The 16,247-nt window shown below is 50.1% G+C and carries 12 protein-coding genes; 7 read left to right on the plus strand and 5 right to left on the minus strand.

What is annotated here, in order from left to right:
- Nucleotides 1-45: 45 nt before the first annotated feature.
- The 3 genes from K7B67_RS22235 to K7B67_RS22245 form a co-directional block, all read right to left on the minus strand.
- Nucleotides 46-2,379: a GH92 family glycosyl hydrolase gene (locus K7B67_RS22235; RefSeq protein WP_252178026.1), complete on the minus strand. Its 2,334-nt coding sequence runs from the start codon at nt 2,377-2,379 to the stop codon at nt 46-48.
- 226 nt (nt 2,380-2,605) lie between these two features.
- Nucleotides 2,606-2,917, minus strand: a complete 312-nt coding sequence (locus tag K7B67_RS22240) for a PTS fructose-like transporter subunit IIB (RefSeq protein ID WP_252178027.1) — start codon at nt 2,915-2,917, stop codon at nt 2,606-2,608.
- An 82-nt stretch (nt 2,918-2,999) separates the two neighbouring features.
- Nucleotides 3,000-4,061, minus strand: a complete 1,062-nt coding sequence (locus tag K7B67_RS22245; protein WP_252178028.1) for a PTS fructose transporter subunit EIIC — start codon at nt 4,059-4,061, stop codon at nt 3,000-3,002.
- A gap of 307 nt (nt 4,062-4,368) precedes the next feature.
- Between K7B67_RS22245 and K7B67_RS22250 the strand changes: the two genes are divergently transcribed.
- Nucleotides 4,369-5,217, plus strand: coding sequence for an AraC family transcriptional regulator (locus tag K7B67_RS22250; RefSeq protein ID WP_252178029.1), 849 nt, complete (start codon nt 4,369-4,371; stop codon nt 5,215-5,217).
- A 479-nt stretch (nt 5,218-5,696) separates the two neighbouring features.
- Here the strand turns inward: K7B67_RS22250 and K7B67_RS22255 are convergent, their stop codons facing one another.
- Nucleotides 5,697-5,882 carry a hypothetical protein gene (locus tag K7B67_RS22255; protein ID WP_252178030.1) on the minus strand — a complete coding sequence of 62 codons (186 nt, stop codon included), beginning with the start codon at nt 5,880-5,882 and terminating at the stop codon, nt 5,697-5,699.
- Nucleotides 5,883-6,259: 377 nt separating this feature from the next.
- Between K7B67_RS22255 and K7B67_RS22260 the strand changes: the two genes are divergently transcribed.
- Both K7B67_RS22260 and ptsP read left to right on the plus strand, forming a co-directional pair.
- On the plus strand, nt 6,260-6,565 hold the full coding sequence (locus K7B67_RS22260; protein ID WP_252178031.1) for a fructose PTS transporter subunit IIB: 306 nt from the start codon (nt 6,260-6,262) through the stop codon (nt 6,563-6,565).
- Nucleotides 6,566-6,657: 92 nt separating this feature from the next.
- Nucleotides 6,658-9,180 (plus strand): phosphoenolpyruvate--protein phosphotransferase, encoded by a 2,523-nt coding sequence (gene ptsP / locus K7B67_RS22265; RefSeq protein WP_252178032.1) that lies wholly within the window; start codon nt 6,658-6,660, stop codon nt 9,178-9,180.
- Nucleotides 9,181-9,220: 40 nt separating this feature from the next.
- On the opposite strand, the gene K7B67_RS22270 is transcribed toward ptsP, so the two are convergent.
- On the minus strand, nt 9,221-9,832 hold the full coding sequence (locus tag K7B67_RS22270) for an acyloxyacyl hydrolase (protein WP_252178033.1): 612 nt from the start codon (nt 9,830-9,832) through the stop codon (nt 9,221-9,223).
- Nucleotides 9,833-10,390: 558 nt separating this feature from the next.
- Here K7B67_RS22270 and gspC point away from each other — a divergent pair.
- Genes gspC through gspF form a run of 4 tightly spaced genes read left to right on the plus strand, consistent with a single transcriptional unit; the run spans nt 10,391 to nt 16,209 of the window.
- Complete coding sequence (gene gspC, locus K7B67_RS22275; protein WP_252180632.1) at nt 10,391-11,161, plus strand: type II secretion system protein GspC; 771 nt, start codon at nt 10,391-10,393, stop codon at nt 11,159-11,161.
- Nucleotides 11,158-13,449, plus strand: a complete 2,292-nt coding sequence (gspD, locus tag K7B67_RS22280) for a type II secretion system secretin GspD (RefSeq protein ID WP_252178034.1) — start codon at nt 11,158-11,160, stop codon at nt 13,447-13,449. The genes gspC and gspD overlap by 4 nt, the downstream gene beginning before the upstream one ends.
- Nucleotides 13,424-14,986: a type II secretion system ATPase GspE gene (gspE, locus tag K7B67_RS22285; RefSeq protein ID WP_252178035.1), complete on the plus strand. Its 1,563-nt coding sequence runs from the start codon at nt 13,424-13,426 to the stop codon at nt 14,984-14,986. The genes gspD and gspE overlap by 26 nt, the downstream gene beginning before the upstream one ends.
- A complete protein-coding gene (gene gspF / locus K7B67_RS22290) occupies nt 14,986-16,209 on the plus strand; it encodes a type II secretion system inner membrane protein GspF (protein WP_252178036.1) in 1,224 nt (407 codons plus the stop codon). The genes gspE and gspF overlap by 1 nt, the downstream gene beginning before the upstream one ends.
- Nucleotides 16,210-16,247: the final 38 nt, after the last annotated feature.

The following is a 16,247-nucleotide window of genomic DNA, read 5'->3' on the forward strand; positions in this document are numbered from 1 at the left end:
GAATGTTTTGTAAGTAGTTGGGACGGGGAGCGTGCTCCCCAGGCATCAATTCAAGGCTTTAGGCTCTGGACCCATCTCAAAAATCAGTTCACCACCGTCTTTGAACTCGGCATGTTCGAAGAACAGGCCTTCTTCCAATTCATGACCATTAATGGCTACGCTCTGGACGTAGATATTGTCAGGCTCGTTATTTTTCGCAGTGATGGTGAATCTGCCACCATTGCCGACAGGAATGGTGACTTGATCAAACAGAGGGCGACCAATGGTATAGGTCGGATCCCCCGGCGTAATCTGATAGAAGCCCAGGGCACTCATGACATACCAGGCTGACATGGCACCAACATCTTCGTTACCGACGATGCCTTCAGGGGTTGGCAGGTAGAACTCATCCAGAATTTCATCGACAATTTCCTGGGTCTTCCATGGGGTATCGGTGTAGTTGTAGAGGTAAGGAACGTGCTGATCAGGCTCATTGCCCTGAACATACTGACCGATCAGGCCCGTCATATCGCTGGTGCCTTCATCCTCGCGGGCATTAAACAGGGCATCGAGATTTTGTTTGAAAGCCTCTTCGCCACCCATAACCTCTTTCAGGCCAGAAATATCCTGGGGAACAAACCAGGTCCACTGCCAGGAGTTACCTTCTGTGTAGTCACCGGTTTCGTGCACGGCATTGTAAGGATCAAAAGGTTCTCTCCAGCTGCCATCCAGCATTTTGGGTCGCATAAATCCAGTTGCACTGTGTTCAGCGTAGGCTTCAGGGTTGTAGTCGAAGTATTCCTGGTAACCCTGGGCTCTCTCTTCGTACTCAGCTTTTTTGTTCTGGTCCCCTGCTATGTCGGCAATCAGTGAGATCGTCCAATCGTAATAGGCATTTTCCAAACCGTATGAAACGGATTCATGGGTTTTGTCAGCAGGTGCGTAGCCCAACATCTCAATGTATTGGATGTGAGGAGTCATGATGGTTTTCAGCAGTTCCTGATCCCACTCGGTAAAGTCTTCCGGGTGCCAGGTTGAGCTGGCAACAGCAGCTTCCAGCGCTTCAGTGGGATTAATTTCGTCTGCTAGTCCTTTAACCATTGCATCAGCAATGATGGCAACGGATGGGTAACCTACCATGGTGCCTGTGTAGTTGGAGTGCAGTTCCCACTTCGGCAGCAGGCCCCCTTCCTTGTATTTCTGAACAAGGTTGACTGCGTACTCACCGGCTTTCTCGGGTTCAGTAATGGTTTTCAGTGGATGCAGGGCTCTAAAGGTGTCCCACATGGAGTAGACGGTATAATTCTGGTAGTCCTTAGCGATTAAGTTCGCATCATACTCAGCCTTGTCCATTCCCAGATACTTTCCATCTACATCCTGATGCACCATGGGAGCAAGTTTGGTGTGATACAGCGCCGTGTAGAAGTTGGTGAGTTCACCCTCAGTGCCGCCTTCAACCTCAAAGTCATCCAGATTATCCAGCCAGATATTTTCTGCTTTTGTGACGGCTTCGTCGAACGTCAGATCACTGGCTTCAGCTATGAGGTTTTTCTCTGCACCGTCGGTACTCACCGGTGACAGACCCACTTTCACTTCTAGAGGTGAGTTGTCCTGTTCAAACTCAATATAAGCGACAACATCACTGCCTTCGGTTTTATAGCTGCTGCCTGCCTGAGGTTCTCCCTGGCTGGTGATAAGGTATTTGGCAATCGGCTTGTTAAATTTGGCAGTGAAGTAAATGCGTTGGTCAGGAGCCCAGCCACCACTGTAGCGCTTGCCAATGACGGTGTAGTCATCAACCACTTCCAGTTCATTGACCAAACTGACACCTCCCCAGTCTTCGTTCAGAGTGTGGCCCAGGTCAATCTTCAGCTTTTGGGTTTCACCTTCAGGAAACGTATAGCGATGCAGACCAACACGTTGAGTTGCCGTCAGTTCCGCAATAATTCCAGTATCGTCTAACTCAACCTGATAGAAACCGGGTTTGGCGCCTTCCTGAGACTTGCGGAATTGACTGGATTCACTTTTATCACCGGTGAAAGGCAGGAAGAGAATATCGCCCAGATCGCCAATACCTGTGCCGCTCAGATGGGTATGGCTGAAACCGTAAAGGGTATCGTTGTCGTAATGATAACCGCTGGATGAATGCCAGCCAGTCAGTTGGTTATCAGGGCTCAGTTGCACAAAACCTTCAGGAAGAACTGCCCCGGGGAAAGTATGTCCGTTAAAACCTGCGCCTATGAAAGGATCGACGTATTTTAGAATACCGGGGCCTTCTACATGGACAGGGTTATCTCCAATGTCTGAGGCCGGGCTCGCATCATCATTGCTATCACAACCTGCCAATGAGGCCAGTGTGATGGCAATAGCGGTAGAGAGAATGCTTTTTTTTAACAACATACTGTGTTCCTTACCAGTAAGTTTTTAAAGCAGCCGAGCCCCGTCAGGCAGAGTGTGACAACGCCTTAAGCTAAATGGCTGGTTCTTCAACTGTGATAGCAAGCAGGTTGTCCGAGTGGCAATCTCTATTGAGTCAGGGTAAATGCCCAGATCAATACAACCCGCTTAAATGGTGTTTGTTCTTACCTGAACCGGCTGGCACAACCAGCCGATAAACGACTGAGACTTACTTCTTCAGCTTCTTCTCAATCTGCTCAATAATCTGAGGCGCTTTTTTGACAGCGTCGGCCACACCGACTCGAATAATGGGCTTGCCTGTAAATCGACCTTCTTCCTTGATGGCGATGTCTTTGGTCAGCAGCACAAAGTCGGCATCACGAACTTCTTCCAGCTCAATGCGGTTTTCAATACCGTAGGAACCCTGGGTTTCGACTTTGACGTTCCAACCTTTTTCCTTGGCAGCGTTTTCCAGGGCTTCAGCTGCCATGTAAGTGTGGGCAACACCGGAAGGGCAGGAAGTAACAGCCAGCATTTTCATGTTTGTACTCCGTTTAATCGTTTTAACAGTGAATGTTAATGTCAGGGGTTTAGAGCTCCGTTATGTTGGAGCCCCTTATTGTTCAGTCGAACTGAATATCCAGCTCGTCAGAGCTATCCAGCTTTTCTTCTTTCTCTTCAGAGCGCTTATCGATAGGCTTCTTGAGGAAGTTCACTATCAGAGCAGTAGTAGCAGCACCGGCGATAGTAGCAATGATGTAGCCTATTCGACCATCAACTACGGGCAACACAATCCAGCCACCCCACGGAGCGTGGTTCAATACATTCATCTGGAAAGCGATGACGTTACCGACAATGCCACCCGCAACAATGGAAGGAATTACACGCAGAGGGTCGTTTGCTGCAAAGGGAATAGCGCCTTCGGTAATACCGATCATACCCATCAGGCCAGCGGCACGGCCGGCTTCACGCTCTTCATCGGTGTAGCGGCTTTTGGAGAGCAGAGTCGCCAGGAACATACCCAGGGGAGGCACACAGATAGCAACACCAACACCGCCCATCAATTCCGGATGCTCAAAGACCTGAGTCTGAGCGAACAGAGTGGCAACCTTGTTGATTGGGCCGCCCATATCAAAGGCGGTCATCCCACCCAGAACCGTACCCAGTGCAACTTTTGAGGCATCACCCATGCCTGACAGCCAGCCGTTCAGAGCTTCCATCAGGGCCGCAATGGGTTGACCAATACCCCAGATAACAATGGCAGATACAATAAAGGTGCCGCCTATTGGCAGGATAAAATAAGTAGAAACCGCTTTGAACTTATTGGACAGTGGAATTCTTTTTAGCTGATTAACAATGTAGCCAGCCAGGAAACCAACAATGATGGCACCAAGGAATCCGGTGCCATTGGCGTTAGCCAGATAGGCACCGATCATGCCCGGCGCCAGTGCGGGACGATCAGCAATGGAGTAGGCGATATAGCCGCCAAGCACCGGAACAAACAGCGTAAAGCCGGCAATGCCCATGTCCCAGATGCCGGTCAGGAAAACACCTTCCGGCTGAGCGCCTTTACCATTAAGCATCACCGATAAAGCCAGCAATACACCACCGGCGACGATAAAGGGCAGCATGTGGCTGGTGCCTGTCAGCAGATGCCGCTTCAGGGTGGCAAGATCATTCTTCATAATGGGTTCTACTCATCATCCGGTGCTGTAAAAAGAGGGCACAAACCTGGACAGTCTGTGGTGGTCAGAGTTGACTATAAGAAAACGAAATCATGACGAAAATCCGACAAATGAAGCGTATAACGGACTTTTGTAACAACGTAAACATTTGTTGACGTATATCAACAAAAGAGAATGAGATGCCAGCAAGGCCACGGCTTGGCTAACAAGAGATAGACCCTTCTCTCTGAGTTTTGTACTCTTGCAGCATCCCCGGACAGGCTCGCTGCCCACTCTTCAGCGACTTTAGACTTAACATGAACGCACCATGCTCGAATCAGCCAAGATAGCCCAGCAGATCGACGATTTTCTTGCCAGTGGAAGACTCCGGCAAGTCCGGTTTGCCTCGCATACTGATGAATACCCCCAAAATGCTTTTCTGGTGAAATTTGCGAGAATGGTGGTCGTACTGGAGGGTACTTATCTGACGGCTATTGGACACAAAGGGCAATATCAGAAGGTTGAGGCCCAACAGGGTGATGTGATTTACATACCTGCACAGACTTGGGATCTGCCGGACTGGAACACAAAGGGAACCGCCCTGACCCTGCTGTTTGGCCACTATCAAATAGGCATGAGCCTGACGTTCAGTGATCACCAGGCGAAAGCGGCCTCGGTGGTGAAATACAGTATCCCCGAACCAGTGCGGCAGGAAGGTCTTTATCTGGAGAAAGCTCTGTGTGAATCAGCCCGTGCCACTGAGGATAATGGCATTGCTGCCTGTATCGCAGAAGGCTTGTTAAGGTACTGCCGGGGCAAAATAGAAGATCATCAATATTCTCAGGTACGCCGATCAAACGACAAGTGGCGAGCAATAAGTATGTACCTGCAAAAAAACTTCAGCGCCAGGATTACCCGTGAATCAGTGGCCCTGGAGTATTGTATTTCTCCCAACCATCTCTCCCGCCTGTTTCGGGAAGAAGGTGGAATGGGGTTCAATGAATATCTGACGCTGGTCAGGATTGACCGGGCCAAGATGCTGCTCAGCCAATACTCGATGAATATGTCAGAAATTGCCGCCAGAACCGGTTTCAAGGACAGCAGTTATATGGGCAGGGTGTTTCGTAAGCATACGGGGATGACGCTGGGTGAATATCGGGCTAAGTACGCTGCCTGATGTTAGTGGTCAGAAGGTAAGTTTTCGGTGAACATACAACACGGCATTGTGCCTTTGTCAGATATCTGAAGTGCGACGGTTTTGATTCCAGTCACCGCCCCAACGCGACGACCTATGGCTTATGAGACCAGCAAGCTGACCGCTGCTCTATCCCGTCATAACTCTTTATTGTTACGGGCACATGAAAGGAAAGTCGTCTTGTCATGCCTGCTATCGTTGATTACACAGTTGCAGGAAGCACTGCGGACTGATCTGGAGTTAGTCAGGAATGTCAGTGGTTAAATGGAGGCCACTAGCAGGTGAGTTGAGAAGGTGTTTCCTTCAGGTATAAAAAAACCCCGCTCCAATCGGGCGAGGTTTTCGGTAGTGGTAATTATTTACTTATTTCCATGTGATTTGCAATTTCTTTTTACATCCAAATACGAAATTAAAATGAGGATTATATATTTCTTATAGTTATTATTTATATTCCAAAACCGTCACATACGCATCAGCTCTTGATCCGCAGCAATAATCCCCTCAAGCTCAGCAAAGCTACTACGTAGGTCTTTCCTCAAGGATTCGATTTCTGATCTTTTCAAAGCTCTCGGCTTTTCGTAGGTGCCCGGCTTCTCCTTGGGTGAGCTTGTCGATACCAAAACCAACTTCGGCTTTCCACCACTCATCTAGATCATCTCCATGCTTGGTATGTATATTGTCTAACATACTTTGCTTTATGGGAAGGATGGCAGCGCCCACATGACCTGTCAAGCATGCGGCTCTTACCACTCTTCCACCCTTATTTTTCTCCATCCATTTCCCAGGGCTGCCACTGTGACCAATCATACGGCGGCTGTCGGTTATTATCGGCACAGGCCTGAAGGTAACCACTCAGGCAGGCAGTCAGCTGACCGCTACACTCATTCACCTGCTTAAAAATGTTGATTTCTGTCAACATTTTTAAGCTTTGGTACTTTTTTGACCCCGATGGTTCAATTTTACGATTCCCCCTGAAACTTGACCTCCCTACTATGACTCCTGTAATCACCAGACAGGGCTTACCATGAACATCATTGCAGTGACTGCCTGTTCAACGGGAATCGCCGAAACTTACATGGCTGCTGAAGTGCTGGAGCGTTGTGCCAGAACCCGTGGGCATTCCATCAAGGTAGAAACTCAGGGTGCCCTGGGCATTATAGATGCGTTGTCCAGACAGGATATAGAAAGTGCGGATATTGCCATTTTAACAACCGATATCACTATCAATGGTGATGATCGCTTTAAAGGCCTTAAAACTTTTCATGTATCCATTGATGAGATTCTGAAATCGCCTCAGGACATCATATCCGCAATCTATTCAGAAGCCTGAAACCTTTTTTACTTCATTTATTTTGATTTTGGTGATCAGTGAAGTTCCGCTTTCTGATACATACGACTACTGACTTTTTAAGATAACTCCAGATGATGAACAGCTCAGCAAGTTTTAATTATACCTTCCCACTGCCCAATGGATTGCACGCCAGGCCTGCAAGTTTTATTGAAGAGACCGTAAAAAGTTACAGCGACGCCATCACCATCACCAATCTTCGGAATAACAAGGAAGCGGATACTCGCTCTGTGTTATCCATGATTGCTTCTGACATTGCCCTGAATGATCCTGTTCTGGTTGAGGTAACCGGGGATCAGGCAGAATCTACCCTGAATCAATTCAAGTCATTTCTGGAAACTGAGTTTCTGGCCTGTGATGAGCCACTTGAAGTTGTTAAAGATAAGCGACAAAAGCCTTTGCCACACATGCTTCGTGATGAACCGCTGCAAAGTCTTAGAGGGGTTTCAGTAAGCCCTGGTCTGGCCAGGGGAATACCGCTGGTTTTGGGTGAACCCCGTCTGGTTCTCAATCCTGAAACACTGGAAAAAGCCGACGGCCACGAAGAACAGGCACGTTTTGATCAAACCAGACAACAGTTGCAAGCTCAGCTTGAGCATCAGGTTGAGACATCTGGTGGTGAAGAAAAAGCCATCCTCAAGGCGCACCTCTCTCTGCTTGGTGATGAAAAACTGGTCAGCAGTATTGCCGAAGGAATTAATGCCGGGTCATCGATTTTATCGGCCATTTTGACAACGCAGGAGCACTTCACTCAGGTGCTGGAAAGTTCCCGCAGTGAATACCTGCAGGAACGTGCCCTGGATATCCGTGACCTCTGTTCAAAACTGATTGTTATGACTTACGGTGCAGACAGTTTTGAAAAAACAGATACAGAGCTAACGACAGATACCGTTTGTATTGCCGGTTCACTGGCGCCCAGCCAGTTTCTGTCGCTGGACCGAACACGCTTGAAAGGACTGGTTCTGGAAGCGGGTGGTACGACGTCCCACACGGTTATCGTGGCTCGATCCTTTGGTATTCCCGTGATGGTTGGTGTAGAAGGAGCCCGCACTCTGGCTGCTGAAGGCGCTCAGGTGATTATGGACGCCAACCTTGGTCTGTTAATCAGTAATCCTTCTGAAAAAGTCGCTCGCTTTTATGATCTTGAGCAAAGTAAGCAGGAAAGACTTAATCTGCGACGCCAGAAGTATGTTGACCAGGCCGCTGTTACTTTGGATGGTCATCTCATGGAAGTGGCTGCAAATATTGCCAGCGCTGAAGAAGCAGAAGCGGCATTTGCCCAGGGTGCTGAAGGCGTTGGATTATTCCGTACCGAAATGCTCTATATGGATCGGACTGAGCCGCCCTGTGAAGAAGAGCAGTTTGAAACCTATCGCAAGGCTGTAACCGCTGCCAATGGTAAGCCAGTGATTATTCGCACCATGGATATTGGTGGTGATAAGCCGGTGGATTATTTTAATATCGGCACAGAAGAAAATCCTTTCCTGGGTTACCGTGCCGTGCGCCTCTATCCAAAGTACCTGAAGCTTTTCGAAACCCAGCTGCGTGCCATTTTAAGAGCCAGCCATTACGGTCAGTGCAAAATCATGGTGCCTATGGTGGCAACACTCGCCGAAGCCAAGTGGCTCAGGGAAGTATTCAACCAGATTGTTGAAACAATGAAGCTTGAGGGAGTTGAGCATAATCCGGATGTTCAGCTGGGCATTATGCTGGAAGTGCCATCCTGTGCTTTCATCATTGATCAGCTGGTTCGCTATGTTGACTTCTTCAGTATTGGCAGCAATGACCTGACTCAATATCTGTTGGCAGCGGACAGGGGCAACAGCAAAGTCGAGCATCTTTATGATTCTCTGAACCCGGCTTTCCTGAGACTGCTGCAGCATGTTGTCAGCGAAGCCCATAAAGCCGGTGCCTGGGTGGGTATGTGCGGTGAGTTTGCCGGAAATCCAGAACATCTGCCGATTCTTCTGGGACTGGGGCTGGATGAAATCAGCCTGAGCGCACCCCGTATTCTTGAGATCAAAGAAGCGATCAGCCAGCTGACACTGGCAGACAGTAAAGCATTGCTGGAGCAGGTACTTCAGCTGGAAACCTCTGAAGCCGTGTTGGAGCATCTGCAAAGCGCGGTTCAACAGCAAGAAGCCCTGCCCATTCTGGCTGAACATTCCATCATTATGAACGCTGATTGCCGCAGTAAAGGCGAAGTCATCAAAACGCTGGTGGACAATCTCGATATTAATGGCCGGGTGTCTGATGTTGTTGGTGCCGAACAAGCCATTTGGGAGCGGGAAGCGATTTCTCCCACCATGCTGGGCTTTGGTATCGCTATCCCTCACTGCAAGTCAGACAGCATTGCCGTTAACAGTATCAGTATTATGAAACTGGCTGAGCCTATTCTCTGGAATGAAGGTGATCCGGTGATGACCGATACCGTCTTTATGTTGACGGTAAGAGCCAGTGAAGCCGGCAGCGTGCACATGCAGATTTTTGCACAGTTGGCACGACGCATTATGCGTGGAGCCTTCAGAGATTCTCTGGCAGCCTGCACCAGTGAACAGGAACTGCTGGAGTTTATCTCCAGCGAACTGGAGTTATAACTGACCAGAGAAATGCCCGACAAATGTCGGGCATATTATTTTAAAAACGATAGGCAAGAGAGAACTGGAGCACATTCAAATCCATGTTAGGCCGTTTGATATAAGCGTTGGAGTAGTGGAGCAGTTTGGCGCCCAGGTCAAAATTCCTTTCAGAACCCAGGAGAACACCGGCACCCACCATGGTTTCAAATTGAAATTGTGTGCTTTTTTCTAACGGCAGACTGCCTTTGTAACGAATCTGAGTATCACTGATCCAGCCAGCGCCCAGGCCGACATCAAGGTAATACCGCTGGCTGGGGCTTTTGAACTGCCATACCGGGGTTATGAAAAAGCCATAGATATCATCGCCACCCCCGGCACTGTGAGACGGACTGGCATCGAGTCGATTATCCCAGTAAGAAACCGAGGTATCGAGCAGGAAGCGATCGCTCCACTGCGAATTTTCCAGAACGCCTTTTTCAGTTAAATGCCATCTCAGGGCTAAACGAGTGTCCTTGACGTCTATTTTACTGGAAAGATCCGGTCCATAGCTCAGATGAATGCTTTCAGGTTGTGCAAAGACCGAGGTTGCAAAGGCAGATAGCACCAAAGATGGCACTAAAGATGGCACCAAAGACAATGCAGACAGAAAGGCTGTGTCGTTAAGTTTCATATCCCTATGCTCTTATATTGTTGTTTTTTTTTTAAGTATTAAGCCCGCCACCAGAGTTTGTTTCGCACTATCCCTGCGGCTCTTTGGGAGGGGGCCTTCTATTAACGTACACTAAGCAGCCTGAAAATAAGACCAGATTTTTTTAGAGAGCTTGGTTGCTTCATGGGACTGTAACAGAAGCCCGTTATCATCAAGTCGATCGACTGGGTTCCCACGCTCTGCGTGGGAATGCATACGACGGGCTGGTTACACTCCGATGCGGTAGCAGTAGCATGGGAGCGAGTTGGATTTGTTGTTTTTCTGGGCATTTGCACGTATAACCAATGACTAGTACCTATGTGCCATTTTTACTGGCAATTGTAAAATTAAAACTCTTGACGCCGATTTTATCCACACCGGACAAATAAACGAACTGATGATACACGTTGTACCATGTCGACAATCCTGCTCAACAGACTGAAGGCTCGAGCCTCTTTGTACTCGCCAGACTTTAACCTTGCCAATGTGTTGTCGCAGACTGGGATACGGCGACTTATTATGGGTTGTGAAGTAGTCTTGGTGATTCTTCTGACTCAGCAGCTAGCTCGCCTGACCTGGCAATTCCTGGAGGGTTCCGATAAGGCTACGGCTCAGTCATGGCAATCTCAGTCGACAGTGGTCAGTCGTCGTCCGTCAGAGCAGGATGCCTATCCCGCGCTGAATGATTTCCATCTGTTTGGTCAGGAGCCGATCAAGCTGACACACACCGAAAACAGTGGCATTGATCCCAACGCCGTGCCCAAATCCCGCCTGTCTGCAAAAGTAACCGGTATTGTTGCCAGTACCATTCCTGCTAATTCCGTTGCAGTGATTCACGCCAGTGGTCGTGATCGCACCTATCGAATCGGTGAAAAGCTTCAGGGTTCCAATGCGCAAGTGAAGGATATTTATGAAGATCGGGTGATAGTCCTGAACCGGGGCAAGCTCGAAGCTCTGTTGCTTTATCCCGATGAAGCCGGTCGAAAAGTAGAAAAAAGAGACAGTGGTCGTCTGGCAAAAGTGCGTCAACAACTGATTTCTGACCCGTCCTCTTTTACGGATTTTGTCCAGATCACCCCGGTACAGAAAGAAGGCCAGCTGGCCGGTTATCGCTTAACCCCTGGCAAACTGCCTGACGTTTTTCGTGAGTCGGGTCTGAAGCCTGATGATATCGCCCTGTCTATCAACGGATATGACCTGAGTGACAGCAACGACACCATGAAATTACTGCAAGAAGTCAAGCAGCTCACCCAGTTATCGATGACCATTGCCCGAGATGGTCGTCTCTATGAAATAGAAGTAAAACTATGATTTTGAGAGGAAAGGCAGGGGTTGTCTCCGTACTCCCTGAACCGCTTAAAGGGGGCCGCGCCCGGATCTATTGGAAACAGTTGCGCAGCCAGACCTGCTCACTGATGGCAGGATTTTTACTGGTTTCAGCGCCTGTTTTTGCTAATGAATCTTCCGCTAGCTCTCAAGAGCCTTCAGCGGGTTATCAAGAGCCTTCAGCCAGTTACCAAGAGCCTTCAGCGGGTTATCAAGAGCCTTCAGCGGGTTATCAAGAGCCTTCAGCGGGTTATAAACAGTATTCCGCCAGCTTTGAGAAGGCCGATATTGCTGAATTTGCCAGTACAGTCAGCGCCACGCTGAACAAAACCATTATTCTGGACCCTGCTGTTCGTGGTTCTGTGACGGTTCGTTCCTACGACAGGCTCAACGCGGAACAATACTATCAGCTCTTTTTGAACGTTCTCGAAGTCCACGGCTTTGCCGTCATCGAACAAGAGAATAACGTCTTGAAAGTGGTTCAGGACAAGAACGCAAAAATGTCGGCTATTGCGCTGGCAGACAAGGAAAATCCGGGTGAAGGTGATGAGTTCGTGACCTGGGTGCTCCCGGTTCAGAACGTGCCGGTGAGAGAACTGTCGCCGTTACTGCGCCAGCTCAATGATACCTCGGGCAATGTCGTTCATTACGATCCTTCCAATATTCTGCTGATGACCGGTCGTGCGGCCAATGTCAAACGTCTGGTTGAGATTGTCAGGCGGGTAGACCGAGCCGGTAACCGGAACTTCTCGGTGATTGAGCTGGAATACGCCTCAGCTTCAGAAATGCAGCGGATTCTCACCTCCCTGTTGCAGGAAAAAACCAGCAAAAGCAGTGCTTCCAAAGTCACGGTTGTGGCCGATGACCGCAGCAACCGCCTGATTGTTGCCGGGCCAACCAGCCAGCTGCAAAAAGTGAATCGTATTGTTTACCAGCTGGATGCCGAACAGGAATCCTCCGGCAATACCCGTGTCTTCTATTTGAAATACGCCAAGGCGGAAGATCTGAAAGAAGTCATGGAAGGGGTAGGCCAGACGGTTCAGGCAGAAAAAGACAGTGGTAAAACAGTTCGCAGCAACGACCAGAAATTCAGCATTAATGTGCATGAGCAAACCAATGCTCTGGTGGTCACCGCTCAGCCCGACATTATGAAAAGCCTGGAAAGTGTCATTAAGCAGCTGGATATCCGCCGTGCCCAGGTGCTGGTGGAAGCCATTATTGTTGAAGTTACCGATGGCGATGGCATTAACCTGTCCTTCCAGCTGGCCAGTGAAAGCGGCAGTATGATGCAGTTTAATGATGGCCGTACAGTACCCATTGGCCAGATTATGGCCGGTATGAAAGATGCTGAGGATGTGCCGGGCTCAACGATCGTCAGTGAAAATGGCAATGTTACCATCAATCCTGATCAGCCGGGCGACTACACCCAACTCTATGAAGCCCTTGCCGGTGTATCCGGTGCCGCCTTCAGCATCACATCCGGCAACTGGACAGCGCTGTTGCAGGCGGTCACCAACTCAACAAAATCCAATGTCCTGGCGACTCCCAGCCTGATGACCCTGGATAACGCCGAGTCTTCTTTTATTGTGGGCGACGAAGTGCCAGTGATTACCGGTTCTGCCTCCAGCTCAAACAACGACAATCCTTTCCAGACCGTTGAGCGTAAGGAAGTCGGTGTCAAAATGACCGTTAAGCCCCAGATCAATGAAGGCGATTCGGTGATGCTGGATATTACCCAGGAAGTGTCCGGTGTTAATGGTCGTACTTCTGTCGACGTGACATTTTCCAAGCGTGAAGTGAAAACCTCCGTTATGGTACGCAGTGGTGACACTATCGTGATTGGCGGGCTGCTGGATGAAGACGTTCAGGAAAGTGTTTCCAAAGTGCCGCTGCTGGGTGACATTCCTTTTATTGGTGCGCTGTTCCGCTCCACCTCCAGCGAAGTGAGGAAGCGCAACCTGATGGTTTTCCTGAGACCCACCATCATTCGTGACGACGATATCCTGACCAGTATCAGCGGCAAGAAATACAGCTATATGCGTGCCCGCCAGCTGGACCGCCAGAGTCAGGGCGTTGAGCTGATGCCTGATGCCAAAACCCCGGTCATGCCGGAATACCCTTCTAACACTGAGCTGATGAATAAAGCTCGCCAGAAGTTCGATGAAGCTGAACAGAAGGAAAAAGAGCAAGAGGACGGTAACAAAGAAGACGGTGACAAGGTAGCCACTCATCAGTCGGAGAAAAGCGATGCAGAACCCGGCGATAACAGCTGATCAGGCAGTGGAAGCTTCAGTTCAGGGTACTGTTCAGGATACTGTTCAGGATACTACAGCCAGAGTTCTGGAGCTGCCCTTTGCCTTTGCCCGTAACTTTGGTGTCCTGCTGGAACAGGAGCCTCAGGGTCATCCCTGCCTGTACGTCAATGGTCAACTGTCCAGAGCGGTTATTAGCGAAGTTCGTCGTTTTGTTGCGGGTCCGATCACCCTAAAACCGCTGTCAGACGGTGAATTTGAAGCAAGGCTATCGGCTTATTATCAGAAAGATTCGTCGGCAGCCCGACAGCTGATGAACGATATCGGCAACGACGAAGAGCTGCACTCCCTGGCCGAAGAACTGCCCGACAACGAAGACCTTCTGGATGCCGACGATGGCGCACCGATTATTCGAATGATCAACGCCATGCTGGGTGAGGCGATCAAGGAAGGGGCTTCCGATATTCATATCGAAACCTTCGAAAACTGTCTGGTTATTCGCTTCCGTGTCGATGGTGTGTTGCGAGAGATTCTTCGACCTCAGCGTAAACTGGCGGCCCTGCTGGTATCCCGTATCAAGGTGATGGCCAAGCTGGATATTGCCGAGAAGCGAGTGCCGCAGGATGGTCGTATTTCCCTGCGTCTGGGTGGCCGCGCCGTCGATGTCCGGGTATCGACACTGCCTTCTCGCCATGGCGAGCGAATCGTATTGCGTTTGCTGGATCGCAACAGCGTGCGTATGGATATGTCCAGTCTGGGCATGACCCCGGATATTCATCAGCATATCCGTGAGGCTCTGCATAAACCTCACGGTATTCTGCTGGTTACCGGCCCAACCGGTTCCGGTAAGAGTACGACGCTGTACGCCGGTTTAACGGAAATTAACGACACTGAACGTAATATCCTCACCGTTGAAGACCCTGTGGAATACGATCTGGAAGGGGTGGGTCAGACACAGGTCAACCCCAAGGTCGATATGACCTTTGCCCGGGGGCTGCGTGCCATTTTGCGTCAGGACCCGGATGTGGTGATGGTAGGTGAGATTCGTGACCTGGAAACCGCAGAAATTTCCATCCAGGCTTCCCTGACTGGCCACCTGGTTTTGAGTACCCTGCACACCAATACGGCGATTGGTGCGGTCACTCGCCTAAGGGATATGGGCATTGAACCTTTCCTGCTGTCATCCAGTCTGCTGGGCGTTCTGGCCCAGCGTCTGGTGCGTACCCTTTGCCCTGCCTGTAAAGTAGCCAGAGCGCCAACGGCTCACGAGCGCAGGCTGATGGGAATGGACGACGCTGACAGCAGATCCGTTCACGAGGCCAGCCCCGAAGGTTGTTCTGAGTGTCATGGTGGCGGCTATAAAGGCCGAACCGGCATTCACGAGTTGTTCCTGGTCAATGATGAAGTCCGTCGGATGATTCATGAAGGTGCCGGTGAACAGGCACTGGAAGATGTCATTCGCAGGAACAGCCCCAGTATCCAGAAAGATGGCTTCCGTAAAGTCCTTGCGGGTAGGACGTCTATCGAAGAGGTGCTGCGGGTGACCCGGGAGGAATAATGGGCGTATTTGCATACGAAGCCCTGGATAAAAAGGGTAAAAAACGCAAAGGCGTACTGGAGGCTGACTCGGCCCGTCAGCTTCGTCAGCAGTTACGCTCGGAAGGTCTGGCGCCGGTTACCATTACTGAATCCGAACCAAAGAGCCGTGGCGGACGTGCGTCGTTTTCCCTGTTTGAGAAAAAAGCCAGTCCGGCTGAAGTCGCCATGCTGACTCGCCAGCTGGCCACTCTGGTGGCGGCGGCCATTCCCTTGGAAGAATGTCTTCAGGCACTGTCCCGTCAGGTTCAGAAACCCCACCTGAAAACCATCATTACCACGGTAAGAGCGAAAGTGCTGGAAGGTCGGACGCTGGCGGAAAGCCTGGCGATTTACCCGAAAACCTTCGACACCCTCTATTGCTCCATGGTGGCGGCCGGTGAAAAATCCGGTCATCTGGATACGGTGCTGGAACGACTGGCGGACTACACCGAGCAGCGTCAGGTGATCCGGGGCAAATTAATTCAGGCCATGATCTATCCGGCCATTCTGACCATTGTGGCTGTCTCGGTTATTGCCATTTTATTGGCAACTGTCGTACCCACCGTGGTGGAACAGTTTGCTGATCTTGGGCAGGAGTTGCCAGCCATGACCCGGGCTCTGATCGCCATGAGTGACTTTGTCCGGGATTACGGTTTTGGTGTACTGGCCGGGCTGATCATGCTGTTATTTCTCAGACAGCGCCTGCTGGTAAACCCCAAACGAAGACTGGCTCACGACCGGTTGCTATTAAAAATGCCCGTTATTGGCGAAGTGGGTGCCGGTGTTGATACCTCCCGTTTTGCCCGGACACTCAGTATTCTCAGCAGCAGTTCGGTGCCGCTTCTGGAAGGGATGAAAATCTCGGCAGAAGTGATGTCCAACGCTTTTATCCGAAAGTCCCTTGAACAGGCTTCGGAGCGTGTGAGGGAAGGTTCCAGCCTTTGGATAGCGCTGGATCAGACACAACTGTTTCCACCCATGATGCTGCACATTATTGCCAGTGGTGAAAAGTCAGGGGCGCTGGAACAAATGCTGGGTCGTGCTGCCGACAGCCAGGATCGACAATTTGAAAATCAGGTGAATATTGCCCTGGGCGTGTTTGGCCCTTTGCTGATTGTGTCCATGGCGGGCATGGTGCTGTTTATTGTTATGGCGATTCTGACCCCGATGCTGGACCTTAATTCACTGGTATCCGGTGGTTAGCTGAATAAGGAGCCTGACTCAGATCGGGCTGTATGACA

This window comes from Endozoicomonas sp. 4G, from assembly GCF_023822025.1.
GTDB lineage: Bacteria > Pseudomonadota > Gammaproteobacteria > Pseudomonadales > Endozoicomonadaceae > Endozoicomonas_A.